The following is a 25,096-nucleotide window of genomic DNA, read 5'->3' on the forward strand; positions in this document are numbered from 1 at the left end:
TTCAGCTTGTCAGGCGCGCCGCCGCTTCGCGGTACTTCGCCGCCGTCTTTTCCAGCACTTCGGCGGGCAGCCGGGGCGCGGGCGGGGTCTTGTCCCAGGGCTGGGTCTCGAGCCAGTCGCGGACGAACTGCTTGTCGAACGAAGGGGGGCTGATGCCGACCGCGTATTCCGAGGCCGGCCAGAACCTGGACGAATCCGGCGTCAGGACCTCGTCCATGAGGTGCAGCGTTCCGTGCTCGTCCAGGCCGAATTCGAATTTGGTGTCCGCGATGATGATGCCCTTGCCGGCCGCGTATTCGGCGGCCTCCGTGTACAGGCGCAGGGTGACGTCGCGTATCTGTTCGGCCAGTTCCCTGCCGACGGCCTTGACGACATAGTCGAAATCGACGTTTTCGTCGTGCTGGCCGAACTCGGCCTTCGCGGCCGGCGTGAATATCGGCTGCGGCAGGCGGCTGGCCTGCCGCAGGCCGGGCGGCAGCGCGATGCCGCAGATGCTGCCCGTGGCCTGGTAGTCCTTCCAGCCGGAGCCGATGAGGTAGCCGCGGGCCACCGCTTCGACCAGGATGGGCTTGAGGCGCTTCACCACGACCGCCCGCCCGGCCACCTGGTCGCGTTCGTCCGCGGCGACGACATCGCGCGGGTCGATGCCGGTGGAATGGTTGGGCAGGATGTGCGCGAGCTTCCGCAGCCAGAACTCGGTGAGCTCGGTCAGCACCTGCCCTTTGCCGGGTATGGGGTCGTCAAGAATGACGTCGAAGGCGGAAATCCGGTCGGACGCCACGATCAGCAATTTGTCGTCGCCGACCGCGTACATGTCGCGTACCTTGCCGCGCCCCAGCAAGGGCAGCGATTTGATGTTGGATTGATGAAGGGACTGCGCCACGATGTATCCTTGAAATGAAACATCCCGCCGACCGTCGGGCCGGGCGGGACGGGCTCAACACCAGAACGAAAACATTTATTGAACGACTTGGGCCAGTTCGCCGGCGGCATAGCGGCGCGCCATGTCGGTCAGGGAAATGGGCTTGATCTTGCCGGCGTTGCCCGCCGTGCCGAATTGTTCGTAGCGCTGCTTGCAGATGGCCTTGGCGGCTTCGCGCGCCGGCTTGAGGTATTCGCGCGGGTCGAACTTGGAGGGGTGCTCGGCCATGAAGCGGCGGATCGCGCCCGTCATGGCGAGGCGGATGTCGGTGTCGATGTTGACCTTGCGCACGCCGTACTTGATGGCTTCCTGGATTTCCTCGACCGGCACGCCGTAGGTTTCCTTCATGTCGCCGCCGAACTGGCGGATTTCGGCCAGGAGCTCCTGGGGCACGCTGGAGCTGCCGTGCATGACCAGATGGGTGTTGGGCAGGCGGCGGTGGATTTCCTTGATGCGCGAAATGGACAGGATGTCGCCGGTGGGCTTGCGGGTGAACTTGTAGGCGCCATGGCTGGTGCCGATGGCGATGGCGAGCGCGTCGAGCTGGGTCCTGGAGACGAAATCGGCGGCTTGTTCGGGGTCGGTGAGCAGCTGTTCCATGGTCATGGTGCCTTCCGCGCCGTGGCCGTCTTCCTTGTCGCCCTTCATGGTTTCCAGGGAACCCAGACAGCCCAGTTCGCCTTCCACCGTGACGCCCACCTTATGGGCCATTTCGACCACGCGGCGCGTGACGTCGAGGTTGTATTCGTAGTCGGCGATGGTCTTGCCGTCTTCCTTCAGGGAACCGTCCATCATGACGCTGGAGAAGCCCAGGTCGATGGCGCCCTGGCAAATCGCGGGCGATTGGCCGTGGTCCTGGTGCATGACGACAGGGATGTGGGGATAGGATTCCACCGCGGCCTGGATCAGGTACTTGAGGAAGCCTTCGCCCGCATATTTGCGCGCGCCCGCCGACGCCTGCATGATGACGGGGCTGTCGGTCTCGGCAGCGGCTTCCATGATGGCCTGGACTTGCTCGAGGTTGTTGACGTTGAAGGCGGGAATACCGTAGCCGTTCTCGGCTGCATGATCGAGCAGCTGGCGCATGGAGACAAGGGCCATGACAAGACTCCTGAAATCGATTGGTGATTGAATCCGGCCATTTTACCCGAATGCGGGGTGGCGTCAGGCCGCCCCGCGGCCTTACCCGCGTATCGCGGATTTGGGCCGGAAAGCCTTGCAGACCTCGGCGCGGGTTTCCACGTAGGGGCCGCCGATCAGGTCTATGCAGTACGGCACCGCGGCGAAGATGCCCGGCACCAGCACCGCCCCGTTTTCGTCCCGCAGGCCTTCCAGCGTTTCCTTGATGGCCTTGGGCTGGCCCGGAAGATTGATGATCAGGGCCGCATGGCCCTCGGTTTCGCGGATCACGGCCACTTGCCGCGACAGGATGGCGGTGGGCACGAACTTCAGGCTGACCTGCCGCATTTGCTCGCCGAAACCGGGCATTTCCTTGGTGGCCACCGCCAGCGTCGCCTCGGGCGTGACGTCGCGCCGCGCCGGGCCCGTGCCGCCGGTGGTGAGGACCAGGTCGCAGCCCAGCTCATCGACCAGTTCGACGAGGGTGGCGGAGATGCGGTCGGGCTCGTCGGGGATCAGGCGGGACACGCATTGCGGCGCCCGGGTCAGCGCGCCTTCCAGCCAGCCTTGCAGGGCGGGTATGCCCTGGTCCTGATAAGCGCCGCTGGAAGCGCGATCGGAGACCGACACCAGCCCGACCAGCAACTGGTCGGGCTGCCGGCGCACCAGGCGTTCTTGCATGCCGTTGCCTCCCGCCTAGTGCTTGATCGCCACCGTCTTGACGGTGGTGAATCCGTACAGGGCCTCGAAGCCCTTCTCGCGGCCGTAGCCGGACTGGCCGGACCCGCCGAACGGCAGCTCCACACCCCCCGCCGCGCCATAGTTGTTGACGAAGACCTGGCCGGAGCGGACCTTGCGGGCCATCCTGAGCTGGCGCCCGCCGTCCTGGGTCCAGACGCCGGCCGCCAGGCCGTAGGGGGTTCCGTTGGCGATGCGCAGCGCCTCTTCTTCGGTATCGAAGGGAATGGCGCAGAGCACGGGGCCGAAAATTTCCTCCTGGGCCAGGCGGTGGTCGGGCGGGACGTCGCTCAGCAGGACGGGCACCTGGTAGTAGCCGCCTTTGGGCGCATTGGCGTCCAGCACGCCGCGCGCCGCCACCGTCACGCCGGAGTCGTCGGCGCCGGCAAGCAACTGGCTTACCCGCTGGTGCTGCTTGGCGTTGATCAGGGGACCGCAGTCGGGATCGTCGGCCGCCGGGCCGGTGCGCGTTGCGCGGAAGAGCTCGGACAACCGCCCGACCACGTCGGCATAGACCGCCCGCTGAACCAGCAGCCGGCTGCCCGCGGAGCAGGTCTGGCCCGCGTTTTGAATGATGGCGTTCAGCAGCACGGGCAAGGCGGCGTCGATGTCGGCGTCGGAGAACACGATTTGCGGAGACTTCCCGCCCAGTTCCAGCGTGACCGGCGCGAAATGCGCGGCGGCGGCCTGCGCCACCTGCCGGCCGGTCTGGGGCGAGCCGGTGAACGACACGTGGTCTATGCCCGCGTGCTCGGCCAGGGCGGCGCCGGCCTCGATGCCCAGGCCGGTGCAGATATTGAGCGCGCCCGCCGGCAGACCCGTGGCCATCGCGATCTCGGCCACCTTCAGCACCGACAGGCAGGCGTCTTCGGCGGGCTTGACGACGCAGGCGTTGCCCGTCGCCAGCGCCGCGCCCACGCTGCGCCCGAAGATTTGCAGCGGATAGTTCCAGGGCACGATGTGCCCGGTCACCCCGTGCGGCTCGCGCACGGTGAAGACGGTGTAGCCTTCGGGGTAGGGTATGGTCTGCCCATGGAGTTTGTCGACCGCGCCGGCGTAGAACTCGAAATAGCGCGCCACGGCGGCCGCGTCCGCGCGCGCCTGCTTCATGGGCTTGCCCGTATCCCTGGATTCGATGGCGGCGAGCTCTTCGCGCTGCGCCAGGAGCGCCTGGCTGATGCGCCAGAGCAGGCGGCTGCGGTCCGCCGGCGCCATGCGCCCCCATTCCCCTTCGCGGGCGCTGCGGGCCGCGTGGACGGCGACGTCGATGTCGGCCGCGCCGGAACGGGCGATTTCAGCGTACATCTCGCCGCTGGATGGATCGTATACCGGCAGCGTCTGGCCGGCCAGCGCGGCCACCCATTGGTTGGCGATGAAGTTCTTGTGGATCATGGTGTTCGTCTCCCGGGGCCGGGCCCCTAGTCAATCTCCGCGCTGCTGCAGCGCTTCCACCGCGGGCAGGGTCTTGCCTTCCAGGAATTCCAGGAAGGCGCCCCCGCCCGTCGAGATATAGCCGATGCGGTCCTCGATGCCGTATTTGGCGATGGCCGCCAGCGTGTCGCCGCCGCCCGCGATCGAGAAACCGTCGGAATCCGCGATGGCCTGCGCGACGACCTTCGTGCCGTTGCCGAAGGCATCGAATTCGAAAACGCCGACCGGCCCGTTCCAGACGATGGTGCCGGCCTGCTTGAGGATGCCGGCCAGCTGCTGCGCGGTTTCGGGGCCGATGTCGAGGATCATGTCGTTCTCGGCGACGTCGCCGGCCCGCTTGACGGTGGCCGGCGCGTCGGCGCTGAAGGTTTCGGCGCAGACCACGTCCACGGGTATCGGGACGTCGGCCCCGCGCTGCTTCATGATGTCGATCACGGCCTTGGCCTGGTCGACCTGTTCGGCTTCCACCAGCGACTTGCCCACCGGCAGGCCGGCCGCGAGCATGAAGGTGTTGGCGATGCCGCCGCCCACCACCAGCTTGTCGACCTTGGCGGCGAGCGCCTGCAGGATGGACAGCTTGGTCGACACCTTCGAGCCGGCGACGATGGCCACCATGGGGTGGGCGGGATTTTCGAGCGCGCGGCCCAGGGCCCGCAGTTCGGCCTCGAGCAAGGGGCCGGCGCAGGCCACCGGCGCGTGCAGCGCCATGCCGTGCGTCGTGGCCTCGGCGCGGTGCGCCGTCCCGAAGGCATCGTTCACGTAGACGTCGCACAGCGCGGCCATTTTCCGCGCGAGCCCGTCGTCGTTCTTTTTCTCGCCCACATTGCAGCGGCAGTTTTCGAGCAGCACGACGCGGCCCGGCTCGACCTCGACGCCGTCGACCCAGTCCGTGCGCAGTTCGACCGGCTGGCCCAGGAGTTCGGACAGGCGCCGCGCGACCGGCGCGAGGGAGTCTTCGGGGCGCACGGCCCCTTCGGTGGGACGCCCCAGGTGCGACGTGACCATGACGGCCGCGCCCGCATCCAGCGCCATGCGTATGGCCGGCACCGATGCGCGCACGCGCGTGTCCTCGGTGATCTGGCCGTCTTTCAGCGGCACGTTCAAGTCGCTGCGGATGAACACCCGCTTGCCGGCCAGGTGGCCCGCTTTCGCCAGCGACGTAAGGGTTTTGATCTTGGGCATATCAATGGCTTCCTTTCGGTCGATCATACACGACAAGGGCGGGTTGCCCCGCCCTTGTCCGGATGACCAAATGCTTATTTGGCCGTCATCAAGGCGACCGTGGTGTCGAGCATGCGGTTGGAGAAACCCCATTCGTTGTCGTACCAGGAAGACACTTTGACGAGCGAGCCCGAGACCTTGGTCAGCCCGGCGTCGACCGTGCTGGAGGCGGGATCGTGGTTGTAGTCGACCGAAACCAGGGGTTCTTCGTTGTATTGCAAAATGCCCTTCAGGGGGCCGGATTCGGCGGCCGCCTTCAGGATGCCGTTGACTTCCTCGACGGAGGTGTCGCGCGCCGCCACGAAGGACAGGTCGACGATGGACACGTTGATGGTCGGGACGCGGATGGCGTAGCCGTCCAGCTTGCCGTTGAGCTCGGGCAGCACCAGGCCGACCGCCGACGCGGCGCCGGTCTTGGTGGGGATCATGCTGTGCGTGGCCGAACGCGCGCGGCGCAGGTCCTCGTGGTAGACGTCGGTGAGCACCTGGTCATTGGTGTAGGCGTGGATGGTGGTCATCAGACCGCTGACCACGCCCAGCTTTTCGTGCAGGGGCTTGACCAGGGGCGCCAGGCAGTTGGTGGTGCACGAGGCGTTGGAAATGACCGTGTCGCTGGCCTTGAGCACTTCGTGGTTCACGCCGTAGACCACGGTGGCGTCGACGTCTTTGCCGCCGGGCGCGGAAATGATGACTTTCTTGGCGCCGCCCTTCAGGTGGGCGCTCGCTTTTTCCTTGCTGGTGAAGAAGCCCGTGCATTCGAGCACCACGTCGACGCCCAGCTCGCCCCACGGCAGGGCGGAGGGGTCGCGGTTCGCCAGCACGCGGATCCGGTCGCCGTTCACGACCATGTAATCGCCGTCGACCGTGACCGTGCCCGGGAACTTGCCGTGCGCGGTGTCGTAACGGGTCAGGTGGGCGTTGGTCTTGGGGTTGCCCAGATCGTTGATGGCCACGATTTCGATGTCGTGCTTCTTGCCGCCTTCGTAGTGAGCACGCAGAATATTACGGCCGATGCGGCCATAGCCATTGATCGCCACGCGTATGGTCATTGCAAATCTCCTTTATAGAACTCGTTCGACGGCCGCGGCAACATGCTCGGCAGTCAAGCCAAAATACTTGAACAAGGCGCCGGCCGGAGCGGATTCGCCGTAGGTGTCGAGGCCGACCACCGCGCCTTCCAGGCCGACATATTTGTACCAGCCACCGGTCGCCCCGGCTTCCACCGCCACGCGCGGCAGCCCCTTGGGCAGTACGGATTCCTTCCAGGCGTCGTCCTGGGCGTCGAAGACGTTGGCGCAGGGCATGGAAACCACGCGCACCGCGATGCCGCGCGCCGCCAGCTGTTCCTGGGCGGCCAGCGCCAGGGCCACTTCGGAGCCCGTGGCGATGATGACGGCCTTGGGCTCGGCGGCATCGCGCAGCACGTAGCCGCCGCGGCGGATGCCGGCGATGGCCGCCTGGTCGCGCGGCACGAAAGGCAGGTTCTGGCGCGACAGCAGCAGCGCGCTGGGGCCGCCGTCGCGGACCTTCATGCCGACGCTGGCCGGGCGCTCGAGCGCCGCGACCCAGGCCGCCGCCGTTTCGGTCGTGTCGCAGGGCCGCCAGACATGCAGATTGGGAATCAGGCGCAGGCTGGCGGCGTGCTCGACCGACTGGTGGGTCGGGCCGTCTTCGCCCAGCCCGATGGAATCGTGGGTGAACACGTGCACCACGCGCTGCTTCATGAGCGCGGCCATGCGTATGGCGTTGCGCGAGTAATCCGAGAAAGTGAGGAAGGTGCCGCCGAAAGGCAGGTAGCCGCCATGCAGGGCCACGCCGTTCATGATGGCCGCCATGCCGAATTCGCGCACGCCATAATTGATGTGGCGGCCGAAGTGCAGATGGCCTTCGCCCGCGCGGACGGGCTCCGCGCCCTTCCAGTCGGTCAGGTTGGAGCCGGTGAGATCCGCGGAACCGCCCAGCATTTCGGGCAGGATCCCGACCAGCGCGCTGATCGCCAGTTGCGATGCCTTGCGCGTGGCCACGGTTTCGGCCTTCTGGTTGCAGGCGTCGATGAGCGCCTGCGCGCTTGCCTGGAAGCTGGCGGGCAGTTCGCCGGAAAGGCGGCGGCGCAATTCCGCCGCTTCCGCCGGGAACGCTTGGGCATAGGCGTCGAAGCGGGCCTGCCATTCCGCCTGCGCCTTGCCGCCTTGCGCGCGCGCATCCCAGGCGGCGTAGACCGCATCGGGAATGACGAAAGGCTCGTGCGGCCAATTCAGGGCGGCGCGCGTGGCGGCGATTTCAGCGGCGCCCAGGGCGGCGCCGTGCACTTTCTCTGTGCCCGCCATGGTGGGCGCGCCCTTGCCGATGACGGTCCGGCAGGCGATGAGGGTGGGGCCTTTGCCCAGCGCCGCATAGGCCTTGGCCTGGACGATGGCCGCGTCGACCGCCTCGACGTCGTGCCCGTCGACCCCCGGGATCACGTTCCAGCCGTAGCTGCGGAAGCGTTCGGGGGTGTCGTCGCCGAACCAGTTCTCGACGCGGCCGTCGATGGAGATGCCGTTGTCGTCATAGAACGCGATGAGCTTGGACAGCTTGAGCGTGCCGGCCAGCGAACATACTTCGTGCGAGATGCCTTCCATCAGGCAGCCGTCGCCCAGGAACACATAGGTGTAGTGATCGACGACGCCATGCCCCGGGCGGTTGAATTCCTGCGCCAGCAAGGCTTCGGCCAGCGCCATGCCGACCGCATTGGCCAGGCCCTGGCCCAGCGGGCCGGTGGTGGTTTCCACGCCCGCCGTGATGCCCACTTCGGGGTGGCCGGGCGTGCGGGAATGCAGTTGCCGGAAATTGCGCAGTTCTTCCATGGGCAGGTCGTAGCCCGACAGGTGCAGCAGCGCGTAGATCAGCATCGAGCCATGGCCGTTCGACAGCACGAAGCGGTCGCGGTCGGCCCATGAAGGGTCGGCGGGGTTGTGCCGCAGATGGCGCGTCCACAAGGCCTGGGAGACTTCCGCCATCCCCATCGGTGCGCCGGGATGTCCCGAATTGGCTTGTTGAACCGCATCCATGGCCAGGGCGCGTATTGCGTTGGCCATGGACGAATCTTGGGCAGGCGTAAGGCTCATTGTCGACTCGCGGGGGCGCGGCGGCGAACGTGGCCGGCCCCATCAGTAGGTTTACAAAGCCTCTGATTTTACCACCGTGCGGCATCCCTCTTCAGGCGCATCCGGTATCATAGTCCGATTGCAAGCCCTGCCGCGCCGCCCATGTCCGCACCCCGCTTTTATTGCCCCGCGCCGCTCGCGCCCGACGCCACCATACAACTGCCCGCCGCCCTGGCGCACCACGCGGTCCGGGTGCTGCGCCTCAAGCCGGATACCGGCATCATGCTGTTCGACGGCCTGGGCGGCCAATACCCGTCGACGCTGCTCATCGACGGAAAACAGGCTTATGCCCGCACCGGCCCGCACGAAGCCACGGAAGCCGAGCTGCCCGGCCATATCACGCTGGCGCAAGGCATGCCCTCGGGCGACAAAATGGACTGGGTGATCGAGAAAGCCGTCGAACTGGGCGCCGCCCGCCTGGTCCCCATCGAGGCGCAGCGCAGCGTGACGCAATTGAGCGGCGAGCGCCTGCGCAAGCGCATGGAACACTGGCGCCGCGTGGCCCAGGCCGCCAGCGAACAATGCGGCCGCAACCGCCTGATGGAAATTTCCGAACCGCTGAGCCTCGCCGCCTGCCTGGGGGAGACCGACGCGGCGGCGCAAACCCTGTTCTGCCATCCGGAAGCGGCCCAGAGCCTGCCGGACGCGCTGGACCGCAGCAAGGACCGCATACGCCTGCTGGTCGGCCCCGAAGGGGGGTGGTCGCCCCAGGAACAAGCCCTGGTGGAACAGGCGGGCCTTACGCCCGTCCGCTTCGGCAACCGGGTGCTGCGCACGGAAACGGCAGGCATCGCCCTGATCGCGGCGGTCAGCGCACTGCGGAATTGGGAATGAGGCCGGCCCGGGCCTGTTGACGCCTCAGGCGTCCCCGCCGGAATAGGGGGTGGGCTCCACCCCGGGCTCGGGGTCGGGATGCTTGCCCGCATGCACCACGCCATAGGTGAAATGCCGGTCGTTGTTCGAGGCGAACTCCACGACGTCTTCGCATACCGCCAGGATCGCCTCGGAGTCTTCCGCCAGCGCGGGGTCGCCGGAATGGAGGTTGTCGAACCACAGGAACAGGCCCTGCTTGTGATCGAGCACGGTGTCGCACAGGCAATCGTACAGGGCGTCGAGATTGCCGCCGAAGAATTCGGGGAAGTCCACCGCTTTCACCACCGCGCGCAATACCGCCGAACGGCTGCGCGCGCGGTCGCAGTCGACCACCAAAGCCGTCATGCCGGCCGCTTTGGCGGCGTCGAGGGCCTCGGCCTGAGAGACGGCAGAAACATCGATCAAACCGCCTTTTTGCAATTTACTTTGCAACGACTGCGCTTGGCTCATTCGGGCGTCTCCTTGAAAAACGCTTTGACTTCTTCAATACGGCTCAGACTGTCGGACCGCCCCAGACGCATGAGTTCCTGCGTATAGCTTGCTTCGAACAGCAAATACGACAACAAGGAACCACCCGTCGTTGGCCCGGAAGCAGACGATACACCGAGAACACGGAAAAGGGTACGCACCGCCCGCGGTATCCGCCTGAAATGGGCCAATGCCATTTCATCCAGCGACCGGCTCGGCGTCACCACCAGTGTGCTCACCAGATGCAGCGACTCGCTTTTTAATACATTTGGCGGCAGTTGCGCAAGCAAGTGGTTGATGCGTTGTGTGCGCTCTACATCCATCGAGACGCTGTCCAGGAAGATATTCGACAAAGCATGCCCGCCGATCTGCGCCAGCGAAGGGTATTTGGGATCGGTCTGCCTTTCCTCGGTGTGGGTGTCGTCCTTGAAGCCGGTGCCGATCACCATGATCTTCTTTGCGCCCAGGTGTATGGCCGCGCTCATGGGCGCCATTTGCCGCATGGAGCCGTCGCCGCACCAATAGGTGCGCCCGCCGACCAGAATGGCCTGGGCGGGGAACACGAAAGGGATGGCGCTGGAGGCCATCAGGTGATCGACGCCGATATTGCAGGGCACGGCCTGCCGCAGCGAGCGCTTCCAGGGCTTGATCGTGCCGCGCGATTGATAGAAGGTCAGGTGCTCGCCGGTCGTGTAGGCGGCGGCCGTCACGGCCAGCGCCTGCAGGATGCCGGCATCGAGATTGTGGCGCAACTGGTCGAAATCCAGGCTGGCCCGCAGCAATTCGCCCAGTGGCTCGTTGTCCAGCAGCGATCGCGGCTGCCGGTTGCGCAGGTCGGGAAACAGCCAGCCCACCGCCAGCATGGCGAACCAGCGCAGGCCGGTGCGCGCCAGGCGCAGGGCGTCGGCATGATAGACCCGCCCGGTGCTGATGCCGCCCCAGAGCGCCTCCAGCCGGTCCATGCCGGTTTGCGGGTCGTGCGCATGGCAGGCCAGGGAAACGGCGTTGATCGCGCCCGCGGACGAGCCGGTGATGACGTCGAAGGGGCAGGTGAACCCCTTGCCGCGCCCGGGGTTCAGGATATCCATGACGCCCGCCAGGACGCCCGCCTGGTAGGCCGCGCGCGCCCCGCCGCCGGTCAGGACCAGGCCGATCGAGGCATTGGGCGCGCCGGACGGTTCAAGCGCGCGGTGTGTTGGCATCTACCACGGTCAGCGCGGCCATGTTCACGATGCGCCGCACCGTCGAGCTGGACGTGAGGATATGGACGGGCGCATTGGCGCCCAGCAGGAAGGGGCCGACGGCCACGTTGCCGCCCGCGGCGGTCTTCAGCAGGTTGTAGGCGATGTTGCCCGAGTCCACATTGGGGCAGATCAGCAGGTTGGCTTCCCCGTGCAGGCTGGTGGACGGCAGGATGCGCCGGCGCAAGGCCTCGTCGAGCGCGCAGTCGCCGTGCATTTCGCCGTCGATTTCCAGCGCGGGCTCGCGTTCGCGCACCAGGTCCAGGGCCGCTTTCATCTTGGCCCCCGACGAGGAGCTGCCCGTGCCGAAATTGGAGCGCGACAGCAGGGCGACCTTGGGCTCCATGTTCAGGCGGCGCATTTCCGCCGCGGCCGCGATGGCGATCTCGGCGATCTGTTCGGCATCGGGGTTGTCGTTGATGTGCGTGTCGGCAAGCGCCAAGGTGCGCTCGGCCAGCAGCAGGATGTTCATGGCGGCATAGGTCTTGGCGCCGGGCGCCTTGCCGATGACCTCGTCGATGAAGCGCAGGTGGTCGGCGTAGGCGCCGACGGTGCCGCAGACCATGCCGTCGGCGTCGCCGAGATGGACCATCATCGCGCCGATCAGGGTCAGCCGGCGCCGCATTTCCACGCGCGCCATTTCCTTGCTGATGCCGCGCCGGCACATGATTTCCCAGTAGGTCGTCCAGTAGCGATGGAAACGTTCGTCGTAGTCGGGATTGGTGACCTCGACGTCATGCCCCAGCCGGATGCGCAGGCCGTATTTTTCGATGCGGTCGGCCAGCACGGAAGGCCGCCCCACGAGTATGGGGCGGGCGAGCTTTTCGTCGACGATGATCTGCACCGCGCGCAGCACGCGCTCGTCTTCGCCTTCGGTGAAGACGATGCGCGACTTGCCGCCTTCCCGCACGATGCGCCGGGCGGTCGAGAACAGCGGCTTCATGAAGGAGCCCGAGCGATAGACGAACTGCTGCAATTGCTCGGCATAGCTTTCGATGTCGGCGATCGGGCGCGCCGCCACGCCGTCGTCCATGGCGGCCTTGGCCACCGCGGGCGCGATGCGCACGATGAGGCGCGGGTCGAAAGGCTTCGGTATGAAATAGTCGCGGCCGAAGGACACGCCGTAAGTGCCGTAGGCGGCCGCCACGACGTCGCTCTGCTCTTCGCGCGCCAACCCGCAGATCGCCATGACCGCCGCCTTTTCCATGCCGCGCGTGATGGTGGTGGCGCCGACGTCCAGCGCGCCCCGGAAGATGTAGGGGAAGCACAGCACGTTGTTGACCTGGTTGGGGTAGTCGGACCGCCCCGTGGCCATGACGACGTCGTCGCGCACCGCATGCGCGGCTTCGGGCAGGATTTCGGGATTGGGGTTGGCCAAGGCCAGCACCAGGGGCCGCGGCGCCATGCGGGCGACCATTTCGGGCTTCAGGACGCCGCCGGCGGACAGCCCCAGGAAGACGTCGGCCCCGTCGATGATTTCGGCCAGCGTGCGCGCGGAGGTGTCTTGCGCATAGCGTTCCTTGACGGGGTCCATGAGCGCCGCCCGGCCCTGGTACACCACGCCTTCGATGTCGGAGACCCAGATGTTCTTCAAGGGCAGGCCCAGGTCGACCATGAGATCCAGACAGGCGAGCGCCGCCGCCCCCGCCCCCGACACCACCACCTTGACCTCGTCCACGTTCTTGCCCACCACCTGCAGCCCGTTGATGAAGGCGGCCGATACGCAGATGGCCGTGCCGTGCTGGTCGTCGTGGAACACCGGGATGTTCATGCGTTCGCGCAGCTTGCGCTCGACGTGGAAGCATTCGGGCGACTTGATGTCTTCGAGGTTGATGCCGCCGAAAGTCGGTTCCAGGCCCGCGATGATGTCCACCAGCTTGTCCGGGTCGGTTTCGTTGATTTCGATGTCGAAGACGTCGATGCCGGCGAACTTCTTGAACAGCACCGCCTTGCCTTCCATGACGGGCTTGGACGCCAGCGCGCCGATGTTGCCCAGCCCCAGCACCGCCGTGCCGTTGGTGATGACGCCCACCAGGTTGCCGCGCGCCGTGTAGCGGAACGCGTTCCGGGCGTCCTCCACGATTTCCTCGCATGCGGCCGCCACCCCCGGCGAATAGGCCAGCGCCAGGTCGCGTTGGTTGGACAGCTGTTTGGTGGGCGTGACGGAGATTTTTCCGGGACGCCCATGCTCGTGGTATTCGAGGGCCGCTTTGCGCAGGGTTTCTTCCATGATGGCGTGCTTTTAAAGAGTGAACCAGAGCACATTCTATCGCTTGGCCCCGGTTTGGAATACCGGAAATGGCGGACGAGGCCTATAGATCCTGGCCCGGAAACGGCAGGCGGAAGGACGGGTCGAACAGGGATTTCACGCCGGCGTCGAGTTCGCTGGCCTGCAGCCCGACGCCGCTTTCCTCCGCGCGGCGCGGCGTATAGCGCTCTGAATAGGGCGGTTCGCCCAGGGGCTCGGCGAGCCCTTCGTCGATGACCACCCATTCGATCCAGCCGAGATCGCCGCCATGGCCCAGCAGAAGGTGGGCCAGATTGACGACCCGCCCGGGAGCCGGCAGCAAGGCGTCGAGCCGGTAGCGCGCCGGCCAGCGGCCCGCAAGCCGGCATGCCTGGGCGTCCGGCCCCGCCGCCAGCCGGAACAGCGCCGGAATGAGCTGCTGCAAGCGCGCGCCCTGCAGCGGCTTGGTGTTCCGTTCGCCGAAAGCGCCCAGGCTCACGCTGGCGCCGTCGGCCAGCAGCACGGACGCATGCACGATGCCGGACTTGGCCGTCGCCCCGGCCTCCCAGTCGCACAGGGTGCGATCCGCGAGCCATGCCGCGACGGACAGATGGCAGGGCATGTCGCTGAACTGCGCGAGCCCGGCCGCTTCCAATTCCCCCAGCAGGCAGCCCGGCTGCACGAACCATTTGCTGCTGCCCGCTTCCAGCCGCCGGCAGGCGCTCAGATCGCGCCCGGGCTCCACCCATAACACCGGCTGCTCGTCCAGCCTGGCCGCCTGCGGCACGCCGTCGAGCGCAAACAGGACGCCGTGCTCGGCGCACAGCTTGCGCGCATGCAGGACGTCCGTCGCCTGCTTGGGGATGAGTCTTGCGCTGTGTTCCGCGCCGGGCAGCTCGAATTCGAAGAACGAGCCTTCGACGGCGCGGCGCATGGCGCGGCAGAAGGCTTCCCATGGCGTTTGGGCGCCGCGGCGCCCCGTCAGGAAGGCGCGGCGAGAGCTGGACTGCATGTCTCTGGATCCTTTGTGCTGAAAATCCGCCCCGGGCACGCTCGCGCGCGGCGGCTTACAATCTTGCTTTTGCCCGGAATCTTCGCCTTATGCCCCGCCTTGCCAAGCGTACTGAACAAGTCATGCCATTCTACGCCGTGGAATTATTCAAACAGGCCGCCGTCCTGAACGCCCAGGGGCGGGACGTCATCAGCCTGGGCATAGGCGAACCCGATTTTACGGCTCCGCCGCAGGTCGTGGAAACCATGCACCGGGCCGCGCAGGCGGGGCTGAGCGGCTACACGCCCCCGTCGGGGATCTCGCCGCTGCGCGACGCCATTGCGCACTACTACCGGCAAAGCTTCGGCGCCACGGTCGACCCGTCGCGCGTGGTGGTGACCTCGGGCGCCTCCGGCGCGCTGCTGCTGGCCGCCATGGCGCTGATCAACCCGGGAGACGAAATCCTGATGCCGGACCCCTCCTATCCGGCGAACCAGAACTTCATCATGGCCGCCGGCGGGCTGCCCCGCCTGATTCCCTCCACGCCGGAAAAGCGCTACCAGCTGAACGCGGACGACGTCCGCGCGCACTGGGGCCCCGCCACCAAGGGCGTCCTGATCGCGTCGCCCAGCAATCCCACGGGCGCCAGCATCGCGCGGGCGGACCTCCAGGCGCTGATCGCCGAAGTCAAGCGGCGCGACGGCTTCGTGATCATGGACGAAATCTACCTCGGCCTGTATTACGACGAGCGCCCCTCGAGCGCGCTGACGCTGGACGACGGCATCATCGTCATCAACAGTTTCTCGAAATACTTCCACATGACCGGCTGGCGGCTGGGCTGGATGATCGTGCCGCCCCACATGCTGGCCGCCGTCGAAAAACTGGCTGCCAGCCTGGCGATCTGCGCGCCGGCGCTCGCGCAACATGCGGCGCTCACCTGCTTCGACCCCGAGGTCATGCACATCTACGAGAACCGGCGCCTGTCGTTCAAGCAGCGGCGCGACTACCTGCTGCCTGAATTCGAGCGCCTGGGCCTGCATGTGCCGGTCGTGCCCGACGGCGCTTTTTACATCTACGCCGACATCAGCCGGCACAGCCGCGACAGCGCGGCATTCTCGCATCGCCTGCTGCACGAGGCGGGCGTCGCCGCCGTGCCGGGCATGGATTTCGGCCCGGCGCACGCGGCCCATACCATGCGGTTCTCCTACGCGACCGGGCTGGACCGCCTGCAGGAAGCCATCGCGCGCATCGAGCGGCTCGTCGGCGGCTAGCCGCTAGCGCCCGACGGGGATGCCCGAGGCCAGGGCGATGCGCCGGCGCTCCGCCAGCACCCTGGCGCCGTAGCCGCCGTCGCCGGGGCCCGTGGCGCCCACATAACAGGCCAGCCCGCCTTCCAGCGAACCGCGGCGCTCGATGCAGTCGTGCAGAATCTGCACGCCCACCCGTATGTTGGCGATGGGCGTCAGCGCGGCGATCATGCCTTCGTCGAAGGGCTCGAATTTGTCGCGGTGCACATTGGTCATGACCTGCATCAGGCCCTGAGCCCCCACGTGGCTCTCGGCATACGGGTTATAGCGGGACTCGATGGCGATCACCGCCAGGATCAGCTGCGGATCCAGGTTCTTTTCCTGGCCGACGATGAAGGCGGTGTTGACGATGGCGCCCGCCACGCTCTGCGCGATCCGGTATTTGCGGGCGATATAGCTGCGCAAGGCCTGGAACTGCGCCGACGTCATGCCCGTGACGTGCTGGTCGGCGATGGAGGCCTTGAGCGCCGCGCTGAAGCTCTGGATGGACGCCACCGCGGGCTTGGCGGCGTCGGCGGGGGAAGCGCCGCCGGCATCCGGGCGAGGCGTTTTATCGTCGGTATAAAAAAGCCCGTCGCTGTACGCCGCGCCGTAGACGGCCAGCAAGTCCTGCTTGAAGCCGTCGGGCCGCAATGCCAGCACGACCGCGTCGTATACCTGCGCGACCTGATGGCGCAGCGAAGGCACCGTCATGCCGAACACGGCGGTGACCAGCACGGCGATGCCCGAATAGATGGCACAGACATGCACGAATTCGCCCAGCCAGCTCACCAGGCTTCTTGCGGACCGGCTGAGCAGATTCTCGGAATCAACGGCTACCATACGCCCCATCCCAATAAAATAGCGACAGTGGATGTTAACCTTCCACGGTTCCGCAATATAAGCGAATAGGCCAATATCTGTGAAATATCGTGATCTTAGAGACTTCATCGGGCAACTCGAACGCGCGGGCCAGCTCAAACGCATCCAGGCGCCGGTGTCCACCAGGCTGGAAATGACGGAGATCTGCGATCGCGTCCTGCGCGCCGCCGGCCCGGCCCTGCTGTTCGAGAACCCGGTGCATGGCGGCGCGCCCTGCGGCATGCCCGTGCTCGCCAACCTGTTCGGAACCCCGCAGCGCGTGGCCTGGGGCATGGGCGCCGACGACACCGCCGCGCTGCGCGATACCGGCGAACTGCTGGCCACCTTGCGCGAACCCGAGGCGCCGCGCGGCCTGCGCGACGCTTTCGCGACCGTGTCCAAGCTCAAGTCCGCGCTGTGGGACATGAGCCCCAAAACCATCAAGAACCCGCCCTGCCAGGAAATCGTCCTCGAGGGCGACGACGTCGACCTGGGCAGGATCCCCCTGCAGCACTGCTGGCCCGGGGACGTGGCGCCGCTGCTCACCTGGGGCCTGGTCGTCACGCGCGGGCCGAATGCGCGGCGCCAGAACCTGGGCATCTACCGCCAGCAGCAGCTGGGGCGCAACAAGCTGATCATGCGCTGGCTGTCGCACCGCGGCGGCGCGCTGGACTTCCGCGACCACTCGCTGGCGCATCCCGGCACGCCCTTCCCCATCGCGGTCGCGCTGGGCGCCGACCCGGCCACCATCCTGGGCGCCGTGACGCCCGTGCCGGACAGCCTCTCGGAATACCAGTTCGCCGGCCTGCTGCGCGGTTCGCGCAGCGAAGTCGCCAAAGCCCTGGGCAGCGACCTGTCCGTGCCCGCCTTCGCGGAAATCATCCTGGAAGGACACATCCTGCCCTCGACGGACCCCAGGGCGCTGCCGCCCGCCGTGCCCGAAGGCAATGCCGGCCCCGCCGACACGCGCTACGAAACGGCGCTGGAAGGCCCCTACGGCGATCATACCGGCTACTACAACGAACAGGACTGGTTCCCCGTCTTCACGGTCGAGCGCATCACCATGCGGCGCAACCCCATCTTCCACAGCACCTACACCGGCAAGCCGCCCGACGAGCCGGCGGTGCTGGGGGTCGCGCTGAATGAAGTCTTCGTCCCGCTGCTGAAACGCCAGCTGCCGGAAATCGTGGATTTCTACCTGCCGCCCGAAGGCTGCAGCTACCGCCTGGCCGTGGTTTCCATGCGCAAGCAGTATCCCGGCCACGCCAAGCGCGTCATGTTCGGCCTCTGGAGCGTCCTGCGCCAGTTCATGTACACCAAGTTCATCATCGTGGTGGACCACGACGTGGACGTCCGCGACTGGAAGGAAGTCGTCTGGGCCATGACCACCCGGATGGACCCGGTGCGCGACACCGTGCTGGTCGAGAACACGCCCATCGACTACCTGGATTTCGCATCGCCGGTGTCCGGCCTGGGCGGGAAAATGGGCCTGGACGCAACCAATAAATGGCCGGGGGAAACGCAGCGGGAATGGGGCCGGCCCATCGTCATGGACGCGGCGGTGAAAGCCCGGGTGGACGCCATGTGGGGCGAACTCGGGCTGTAGGCGGCAAGCGGAGGCCGATAAGGCTTTTATGAAGGGTCGGGGCCCGCGCGGGAGCCGGCACTGGCGCCCTTCTTGGCCCCCGCCATTTTCGTTATGCCCCAGCTCAGCAGCAGGCCGCCGGCGATGCGCAGCAGGCGCCGGCGCTTTCCGCGGCCGGACAGCACGGCGGTGACGCCGGACGTCAGCAAGGGATAGCGGCGCGTGAGCGACACCGCCTGCGCGAGCCAATGGGAAACCGTGCCCCCGCCGGACGAAGGCAGCACGCTGCGCAGCAACGCGCGGGGACGCAGTTCGGCGCCGACGTCGCGGGCGCTGCGCACCAGGCTCTGGCGCTCGAGCGCCGCCCGCGCCCGGGCGAGTTCGATTTTCAGGGCGCGGTCCTTGGCGGTCATGCCTTTGCTCATGGTAGCTCCTTCGCGCCCAGCGGCCGCGCCGCATCGGAGGGCTCGCGCAGGCGCTCGGCGAGGGCGAGGTCGCGCCGCAGTTCGTCTATGGTGGCCGCGAACGGCATGGCGCCATGGACCAGCTTGCGCCGGACGGCCCACAAAAAGCCCGCGCCGATCACCAGGTAGCAGAGCGCCAGCACGCACAACGCCATGTAGCGCTGCTCGGTGGGCCAGAAATAAAGCGCCACGGCGATGGAAAACACCAGCACCGCAAGCGTCAGGAAAAGGAGTGCGGCAGCCGTAAGCCCCATCAGCACGACGAGCCGCCCTTTCTGCTCCGACGCTTCGAGCGAAAACAGCTCGATGCGCGTGCGCACGATGGACAACAGGGTGCAGGCAAGATCACCGACCGATTGACGTAGGGCCATAAGCTGCCTTTTTTTTCATGTGGAGGGATACCGCCAGACGCTGCCGGCGGAAATCAGCGACGGCAGATCAGCGCACCGATCAAGACGCCCGCCAGCCCGGCCATGCCGATCGCCTGCCAGGGGTTGTCGTGAACGTATTCGTCGGTGGCCCGCGCCGCGCGGCGCCCGCGTTCCAGCAGCGCATCCTGCGTGTCGTAAAGCGCCTCGCGGGTCCGTTTCAGCGAGCGCATGGCGCTTTCGCGCAATTCGGCCGCCTTTTCGCCGGTGGCCTCCGCGGCCTCGCGCAGCAGCTTCTCGGCGTCGTCCAGGCTTTCCTTCACGCTATCGATGAATTCGTCTTCCGTCGCTTGCACTCTTTTCTTTATTGCCATGGTGTACTCCTGAAGGGTTATGGACAAGTTAACGGCTGCAACCGCTATTGCAGCCGGGTGACTTCGACTTGCGAAGCAATTCCATTTTGCCGACTTTCCTGCTTCATGACCATATGCAGGTCGGAACAGAACCAATCGGTTACTTCGGAATCGGTCGCCGGTATGGGCAGCACCAGGCCGCTGAAACTGGCTTGCGTGGCCTCGGTGCGGCGCGTGTAACGGATGGGCCAGCAGGCCTGTTCGCCCGCGGAAGTCTGGATGCGCTGCCTGGGGCCCACGGTCTTGGTGCTGGTGTGGACCACGATGGGCTTGGTGTCGACGGCTTTCTTATCCAGGTCGATCTGGAAGCGCAGGGCCGGGAAAGTCTGCCCCTGGCGCAAGGTGGAGTCGCCGTAGGCGAAAAGCCCCAGCATGCGCAGGTCGAATTTGCCGCTGACCGGCACGCGCTTGCCGTCGTCGTCGCGGCGCTCGAAGGTGGCATGGCCGTTCTTGACGACCATGAAGTAGTCCAGCGACGACTTGCCCGGCGGCAAGCCGGCCAGCCCGAAACGCGCCACGCCCTGCACGCGCGCCTGGCAGTCGTTGTCGCCCTGCCGGCTGACCTGGGTGAACGACAAATCCGCCCCCAGCTGCATGGCGCCCGACCCCACCAGCTGGGTCTGCCCGCCCTCGCGCATGAAGGGCGCCTGGCACAGGCCGGCCCAGGCCGGCAATGCCAGCCCCAGAGAAAAAACCGCCGTGCCTATGGACCATCTTAATCGCATGTGCAACGCCCGTTAAAAAAACCTTTCTTCACTATACCGTATCCAAGCCGAAGGACAAGAATCCCCGACGATGAAAACGTAAGCAAAGTTTGTGCCCGGAGCCGACGCCGCTCCGGGAATGCTCACAACGCTTTCTGCCGGGTGCCGAAAATCCGGTCGCCGGCGTCGCCCAGGCCCGGGATGATGTAGCCGTCCTCGTTCAAATGGCTGTCTATCGACGCCGTGTAGATATGGACGTCGGGATGGGCCGTTTCGACCGCCCGGATGCCTTCCGGCGCCGCCACCAGGACGAGGGCCCGGATGTTGCGGCAGCCCGCCTTCTTCAGCAGGTCTATGGTGGCGACCATGGAGCCCCCGGTGGCCAGCATGGGGTCCACGATCAGGGCCAGGCGCTGGTCCAGCTGCCCCACCAGCCGTTCAAGATAGGTCTGGGCCTTCAATGTTTCCTCGTCCCGCGCGATGCCGACCGCGCTGACCTTGGCGCCGGGAATGAGGTTCAGCACGCCGTCGAGCATGCCGATGCCGGCCCGCAGTATCGGCACGACCGTCACCTTCTTGCCGGCCAGCTTTTCGACGCCCAGCGGGCCGCACCAGCCGTCTATGGTGGCGGGCTCCAGCGGCAGGTCCTTCGAGGCCTCGTAGGTGAGCAGCGAGGCGATCTCCTGGGCCATCTCCCTGAAATTCTTGGTGCTGAGGTCCGCGCGGCGCATCAGGCCCAGCTTGTGGCGTATCAAGGGGTGGCGTATTTCATGTATGGGCATAGGGCTTCCTTTCTTTCCTTCTTGTTTGCTCGCGGCCGCCTAGCGCGCCGCGAGCCAGCTGATCAGCGCATCGCCAAAGGGCCGCGCGGCGCCGGTGCGTTCGTCATTGACGATGCTGACGATGATGTAGCGCTTGCCGCTGGCGCCGAGCACATAGCCGGCCAGGGCCCGGACGTCGCGCAGGCTGCCGGTCTTGAGATGGGCCATGCCTTTCGTCTGGTCGTCCCGCAGGCGCCGGCGCACGGTGCCGTCCACCCCGGAGATCGCCAGCGAGGACATGAACTCGGGCATCATGGGCGAACGCCAGGCGGCTTCCAGCATGCCGACCAGCCCCTGCGCCGTGAGCCGGCCCTCGCGCGACAGGCCGGCGCCGTTGTCGATGACCCAGCCGCGAGTGTCCACGCCCTGGCTTTTCAGCACCGCAAGCGCGGCCGCCGCGCCCGTCTGCGGGGTGGCGCCTTCGCCGTGGGTTTGCGCCGCCAAGGTGAGCAGCAGGGTTCTGGCCATGACGTTATTGCTCTGCTTGTTGATGAGCCGGATGGTGTCGGCCAGCGTTTCAGATTCGTGCCATACGACCTGGCGCAGCCCGGCGGGCATCCTGCCGTCCTTGACGCCGCGGGCGAGCGTGCCGCCCAGTTCCTTCCACAGCATCTGGAACAAGGCCGCGAAATACTCCGGCTGCGAGATCGCGAGCCGGTACACGCTGAATTCGCCGCAGGAGGCCGGAGCGGTCCCGGACACGTTGATGACGATTTCGGCGCCCACGGCGGCCACCTGGGCGGACACGGACGGCGAGCCGGTGCAGGTCCCGCCGCTCCATTTGACCTCCCCGTTCACCCGGTAGCTCTTGACGGGCGGATCCAGGACGGGCACCCATTTCTGCGCGGCGCGATCCGGCTGGAACAGCACCCGCAGTGCGCCCAGGCCGACCATCATGGCATCCGGACTGGCGTTGTACGGGCGATCGGGCGCGCCGTCGAACACGCCGGGATCGATGGCCACCGGGCCGAACACGGAGCGGTCCACGATGACTTCGCTCAGGTTCTTGACGCCGCGCAGGCGCAATTCGCGCAACAGCCCCCAGAGCTCTTCCATCGTCAACAGAGGGTCGCCGGCCGCCTTCAGGTACAGCGGCCCCTGCAGCGTGCCCTGGGCGTCGATCCGGCCGCCGTCCTTGGCATAGAACGCCGTGCGCCAGGTGTAGTCCGGCCCCAGGCCGGACAGCGCCGTCCAGGTGGTGACCATTTTCATGACCGAAGCCGGGTTGCGCGGCGTATCCGGATTGACGGAAAACAGCACCGGGCCGCCGATCTCTTTGACCATCAGCGACAGCGCGCCCTGGGGCAGGCGCGTGGCGCGCCAGGCGTCGGCCAATTCCTTGGGCAGGTTTTGAGACAGCGCCGGCGCGGCGCACAGGCCCGCCAGCAGCAAGGCGGCGCCCAGGCGCCGCGACCATCCACGGATCCGGCGGCCCAGGCCGGCCCCCGACCGCGACAGCGACAGAAACATGAATATCCGCTCCCGAAAAACCCTCAGCATAACCAAACTGCGGCGCGCCGGGAGGCCGCCAAAGCGGAATTTCCACGCCGCGGCTTAAAATACCGGGACAAAATCATTTCAGGCCCGTCCGGCGGGCCCACCAGAACCCATTTCTCGCGTGAACCCTAGTCTTCATCTTTCGCAGTTCGACTACGAACTTCCCCCGGAACTGATCGCCCAGACCCCCGCGTCCCAACGAGCCGGCAGCCGCCTGCTGCATCTGGATGCGCGCGGAGCGCTGCACGACCGGAACTTCATCGATCTTCCCGGCCTGCTGCGGCCCGGAGACCTGCTGGTCTTCAACGACACCCGGGTCATCAAGGCCAGGCTGGCGGGGCGCAAGGAAAGCGGCGGCAAAGTCGAAGTCCTGGTCGAGCGCATCACCCGCGCCGACACGGCGCTGGCCCATGTCAGGGCCAGCAAATCGCCCAAGCCGGGCAGCCGGCTGGTGCTGGCGGAACAGTTCACCGTGGACGTGCGCGGCCGCCAGGGCGAACTGTTCGAGCTCGTGTTCCCTTCCAGCGTGCTCGAGCTTCTGGAGCGCCATGGCGCCACGCCCCTGCCCCCCTATATAGAGCATGCCGCCGGCCGCCAGGACGACGAGCGCTACCAGACGGTCTATGCGCGCGAGCCCGGCGCCGTGGCGGCGCCCACCGCCGGCCTGCATTTCGACCAGGCCATGCTGGACCGCCTTGCCGCCCAGGGCGTGGCGCGCGCCTTCGTGACGCTGCACGTGGGCGCCGGCACCTTCCAGCCCGTCCGGACCGAAAACCTGTCCGAGCACGTCATGCATGCCGAACGCTACAGCGTCCCGCCGGCGACCATCGAGCTGCTGCGCGCCACCCGCGCGGCCGGCGGGCGCGTCGTCGCCGTGGGCACCACCAGCGTCCGCGCCCTGGAATCGGCCGCGCGGCAAGCGCCCGGGCCGGGCCCGCTGGAAGGCGACACCCGCCTTTTCATCACCCCCGGCTATGAGTTCTCCTGGGTCGACGCCCTGATCACCAATTTCCACCTGCCCCAGTCCACCCTCTTGATGCTGGTGTCCGCCCTGGCCGGCATGGAGCCCATACGCCGCGCCTACGCGCACGCCGTCCAATCCAGGTATCGCTTCTTCAGCTACGGCGATGCCATGTTCATAGAAAAACCCGAGCAATGACGACCGGTCTACAGTTCAAGCTGCTGGCTACCGACGGCGCGGCCCGCCGTGGGGAAATCACCCTCAGCCACGGCGTGGTTCAAACCCCCATTTTCATGCCGGTCGGCACCTACGGCAGCGTGAAGGCCATGCTGCCGCACGAGCTCGAAGAGATCGGCGCGCAAATCGTATTGGGCAACACCTTCCACCTGTGGCTGCGGCCCGGCACGGAAGTCATGGAGAAGCACGGCGGCCTGCACGGCTTCATGCAATGGCACAAGCCCATCCTGACGGACTCCGGCGGCTTCCAGGTGTTCAGCCTGAACGGCCTGCGCAAGATCACCGAGGAAGGCGTCAAGTTCGCTTCCCCGATCGACGGCGCCAGGCTGTTCCTGACCCCCGAAGAATCCATGCGCATCCAGCGCGCACTGAATTCGGACATCGCCATGGTCTTCGACGAGTGCACGCCCTACGCCATCGACGGCCGGCCCGCCACCCCGGAAGAGGCCGCCCGCTCGATGCGCATGTCGCTGCGCTGGGCCAGGCGCTCGCGCACCGCCTTCCTGGAGCAGGAAAACCCCAATGCGCTCTTCGGCATCGTCCAGGGCGGCATGTACGAATCGCTGCGCGACGAGTCGCTGGCCGGCCTGGTCGACATCGGTTTCGAGGGCTATGCCATCGGCGGGCTGTCGGTCGGCGAGCCCAAGGAGGACATGATGCGGGTGCTGGCCCATGTGGCGCCCCGCCTGCCGGAACACGCCCCCCGCTACCTGATGGGCGTGGGCACGCCGGAAGACCTGGTGGAGGGCGTCAGCCGGGGCGTGGACATGTTCGACTGCGTGATGCCCACCCGCAACGCCCGGAACGGCTGGCTGTTCACGCGCCATGGCGACGTCAAGATCCGCAATGCGCGCTACCGCGACGACACCCGGCCCCTGGATCCGTCCTGCTCGTGCCACACCTGCCGCCATTTCTCGCGCGCCTACCTGCACCATCTGCAGAAATCGAACGAAATCACCGGTTCGCGCCTGAACACGCTGCACAACCTGCATTTCTACCTCGCCATCATGGGCGAGATGCGCACCGCCATCGAAAAAGGCGAATTCGGCGCATGGCGGGAAAAATTCGCGCGCGACCGGGCGAGCGGCATCGAATGAGAAAGATGTCGCTACAATAGACAGTTAACTAAAAAACCCACAGGAGTACATTTGATGGCCCCTATCAACACCTTCGCACTGATCACCGCCCAGGCCGCCGCCCCGGGGGGCGAGAACGCCCTGATGGGCATGCTGCCCATCATCCTGATGTTCGTGATCCTTTACTTCTTGATGATCCGGCCTCAAATGAAGCGCCAGAAGGAACACCGCAACATGGTCTCCGCCCTGGCCAAGGGCGACGAAGTCATTACCTCCGGCGGCCTGCTGGGCAAGATCAGCAAAGTCAGCGACAGCTACATCACGGTCGAGGTCACCACCCTGGCGGACAAGCCGGTGGAAGTCATCGTGCAGCGCACGGCCGTCACTTCGGTTCTGCCCAAGGGCACCATCAAGGCGCTTTGATTTCCCGCGCGCGCCCCGCCAGC

The 25,096-nt window shown here is 66.6% G+C and carries 24 protein-coding genes; 6 read left to right on the top strand and 18 right to left on the bottom strand.

Annotation, left to right across the window (positions count from 1 at the left end; genetic code table 11):
* Position 1: 1 nt before the first annotated feature.
* From H0A72_RS09090 to tkt, 7 genes are all read right to left on the bottom strand, one after another.
* Entirely contained in the window at positions 2–883 is an 882-nt protein-coding gene (locus tag H0A72_RS09090) for a phosphoribosylaminoimidazolesuccinocarboxamide synthase (RefSeq protein ID WP_180154754.1), read from the bottom strand.
* A gap of 75 nt (positions 884–958) precedes the next feature.
* The gene (gene fba / locus H0A72_RS09095) at positions 959–2,023 is read right to left on the bottom strand and encodes a class II fructose-bisphosphate aldolase (protein WP_180154755.1); all 1,065 of its coding nucleotides are present in this window, start codon (positions 2,021–2,023) and stop codon (positions 959–961) included.
* Between the two features lie 81 nt (positions 2,024–2,104).
* Positions 2,105–2,722, bottom strand: coding sequence for a molybdopterin adenylyltransferase (mog, locus tag H0A72_RS09100; protein WP_180154756.1), 618 nt, complete (start codon positions 2,720–2,722; stop codon positions 2,105–2,107).
* A gap of 15 nt (positions 2,723–2,737) precedes the next feature.
* Positions 2,738–4,171, bottom strand: a complete 1,434-nt coding sequence (locus tag H0A72_RS09105) for an aldehyde dehydrogenase family protein (protein ID WP_180154757.1) — start codon at positions 4,169–4,171, stop codon at positions 2,738–2,740.
* Between the two features lie 30 nt (positions 4,172–4,201).
* Positions 4,202–5,392: a phosphoglycerate kinase gene (locus tag H0A72_RS09110; protein ID WP_180154758.1), complete on the bottom strand. Its 1,191-nt coding sequence runs from the start codon at positions 5,390–5,392 to the stop codon at positions 4,202–4,204.
* A 74-nt stretch (positions 5,393–5,466) separates the two neighbouring features.
* Positions 5,467–6,480: a type I glyceraldehyde-3-phosphate dehydrogenase gene (gene gap, locus H0A72_RS09115; RefSeq protein WP_180154759.1), complete on the bottom strand. Its 1,014-nt coding sequence runs from the start codon at positions 6,478–6,480 to the stop codon at positions 5,467–5,469.
* 12 nt (positions 6,481–6,492) lie between these two features.
* The gene (gene tkt / locus H0A72_RS09120; protein ID WP_425502494.1) at positions 6,493–8,508 is read right to left on the bottom strand and encodes a transketolase; all 2,016 of its coding nucleotides are present in this window, start codon (positions 8,506–8,508) and stop codon (positions 6,493–6,495) included.
* A 171-nt stretch (positions 8,509–8,679) separates the two neighbouring features.
* Here tkt and H0A72_RS09125 point away from each other — a divergent pair, with 171 nt between their 5' ends.
* The gene (locus H0A72_RS09125) at positions 8,680–9,411 is read left to right on the top strand and encodes a 16S rRNA (uracil(1498)-N(3))-methyltransferase (RefSeq protein ID WP_180154761.1); all 732 of its coding nucleotides are present in this window, start codon (positions 8,680–8,682) and stop codon (positions 9,409–9,411) included.
* 24 nt (positions 9,412–9,435) lie between these two features.
* On the opposite strand, the gene H0A72_RS09130 is transcribed toward H0A72_RS09125, so the two are convergent.
* The 4 genes from H0A72_RS09130 to H0A72_RS09145 all read right to left on the bottom strand — a co-directional run bounded on the left by H0A72_RS09130 (position 9,436) and on the right by H0A72_RS09145 (position 14,398).
* Positions 9,436–9,900, bottom strand: coding sequence for a barstar family protein (locus H0A72_RS09130; protein WP_180154762.1), 465 nt, complete (start codon positions 9,898–9,900; stop codon positions 9,436–9,438).
* Complete coding sequence (locus H0A72_RS09135; protein ID WP_180154763.1) at positions 9,897–11,120, bottom strand: patatin-like phospholipase family protein; 1,224 nt, start codon at positions 11,118–11,120, stop codon at positions 9,897–9,899. Before H0A72_RS09135 ends, H0A72_RS09130 begins: the two co-directional genes overlap by 4 nt.
* Positions 11,098–13,389 (bottom strand): NADP-dependent malic enzyme, encoded by a 2,292-nt coding sequence (locus H0A72_RS09140; RefSeq protein WP_180154764.1) that lies wholly within the window; start codon positions 13,387–13,389, stop codon positions 11,098–11,100. The genes H0A72_RS09135 and H0A72_RS09140 overlap by 23 nt, the downstream gene beginning before the upstream one ends.
* An 82-nt stretch (positions 13,390–13,471) precedes the next feature.
* A complete protein-coding gene (locus tag H0A72_RS09145) occupies positions 13,472–14,398 on the bottom strand; it encodes a hypothetical protein (protein ID WP_180154765.1) in 927 nt (308 codons plus the stop codon).
* An 89-nt stretch (positions 14,399–14,487) separates the two neighbouring features.
* Between H0A72_RS09145 and H0A72_RS09150 the strand changes: the two genes are divergently transcribed.
* A complete protein-coding gene (locus H0A72_RS09150) occupies positions 14,488–15,648 on the top strand; it encodes a pyridoxal phosphate-dependent aminotransferase (RefSeq protein ID WP_180154766.1) in 1,161 nt (386 codons plus the stop codon).
* A gap of 3 nt (positions 15,649–15,651) precedes the next feature.
* Here H0A72_RS09150 and H0A72_RS09155 read toward each other — a convergent pair whose 3' ends face one another.
* Positions 15,652–16,506, bottom strand: coding sequence for a transglycosylase SLT domain-containing protein (locus tag H0A72_RS09155; protein WP_180154767.1), 855 nt, complete (start codon positions 16,504–16,506; stop codon positions 15,652–15,654).
* 79 nt (positions 16,507–16,585) lie between these two features.
* On the opposite strand from H0A72_RS09155, the gene ubiD reads away from it, so the two are divergent.
* Entirely contained in the window at positions 16,586–18,130 is a 1,545-nt protein-coding gene (gene ubiD, locus H0A72_RS09160) for a 4-hydroxy-3-polyprenylbenzoate decarboxylase (protein WP_180154768.1), read from the top strand.
* Between the two features lie 26 nt (positions 18,131–18,156).
* On the opposite strand, the gene H0A72_RS09165 is transcribed toward ubiD, so the two are convergent.
* From H0A72_RS09165 to dacB, 6 genes are all read right to left on the bottom strand, one after another.
* On the bottom strand, positions 18,157–18,534 hold the full coding sequence (locus H0A72_RS09165) for a hypothetical protein (RefSeq protein ID WP_180154769.1): 378 nt from the start codon (positions 18,532–18,534) through the stop codon (positions 18,157–18,159).
* Positions 18,531–18,944, bottom strand: a complete 414-nt coding sequence (locus H0A72_RS09170) for a phage holin family protein (RefSeq protein WP_180154770.1) — start codon at positions 18,942–18,944, stop codon at positions 18,531–18,533. Before H0A72_RS09170 ends, H0A72_RS09165 begins: the two co-directional genes overlap by 4 nt.
* A 53-nt stretch (positions 18,945–18,997) precedes the next feature.
* Positions 18,998–19,315 carry an ElaB/YgaM/YqjD family protein gene (locus H0A72_RS09175; RefSeq protein ID WP_180154771.1) on the bottom strand — a complete coding sequence of 106 codons (318 nt, stop codon included), beginning with the start codon at positions 19,313–19,315 and terminating at the stop codon, positions 18,998–19,000.
* 44 nt (positions 19,316–19,359) lie between these two features.
* Entirely contained in the window at positions 19,360–20,079 is a 720-nt protein-coding gene (locus H0A72_RS09180) for a hypothetical protein (protein ID WP_180154772.1), read from the bottom strand.
* A gap of 122 nt (positions 20,080–20,201) precedes the next feature.
* Positions 20,202–20,840: a uracil phosphoribosyltransferase gene (gene upp, locus H0A72_RS09185; protein WP_180154773.1), complete on the bottom strand. Its 639-nt coding sequence runs from the start codon at positions 20,838–20,840 to the stop codon at positions 20,202–20,204.
* Between the two features lie 39 nt (positions 20,841–20,879).
* Positions 20,880–22,349 (bottom strand): D-alanyl-D-alanine carboxypeptidase/D-alanyl-D-alanine endopeptidase, encoded by a 1,470-nt coding sequence (gene dacB / locus H0A72_RS09190; RefSeq protein WP_180154774.1) that lies wholly within the window; start codon positions 22,347–22,349, stop codon positions 20,880–20,882.
* A 148-nt stretch (positions 22,350–22,497) separates the two neighbouring features.
* Here dacB and queA point away from each other — a divergent pair, with 148 nt between their 5' ends.
* The 3 genes from queA to yajC are packed head-to-tail and all read left to right on the top strand — an operon-like array spanning position 22,498 to position 25,073.
* Positions 22,498–23,535, top strand: coding sequence for a tRNA preQ1(34) S-adenosylmethionine ribosyltransferase-isomerase QueA (gene queA / locus H0A72_RS09195; RefSeq protein WP_180154775.1), 1,038 nt, complete (start codon positions 22,498–22,500; stop codon positions 23,533–23,535).
* Positions 23,532–24,671: a tRNA guanosine(34) transglycosylase Tgt gene (gene tgt, locus H0A72_RS09200; protein WP_180154776.1), complete on the top strand. Its 1,140-nt coding sequence runs from the start codon at positions 23,532–23,534 to the stop codon at positions 24,669–24,671. Before queA ends, tgt begins: the two co-directional genes overlap by 4 nt.
* A 54-nt stretch (positions 24,672–24,725) precedes the next feature.
* A complete protein-coding gene (gene yajC, locus H0A72_RS09205) occupies positions 24,726–25,073 on the top strand; it encodes a preprotein translocase subunit YajC (protein WP_180154777.1) in 348 nt (115 codons plus the stop codon).
* Positions 25,074–25,096 lie beyond the last annotated feature (23 nt).

This window comes from Parapusillimonas granuli (genome assembly GCF_013416525.1).
In the GTDB taxonomy this organism is placed as follows: Bacteria; Pseudomonadota; Gammaproteobacteria; order Burkholderiales; family Burkholderiaceae_B; genus Parapusillimonas; species Parapusillimonas granuli.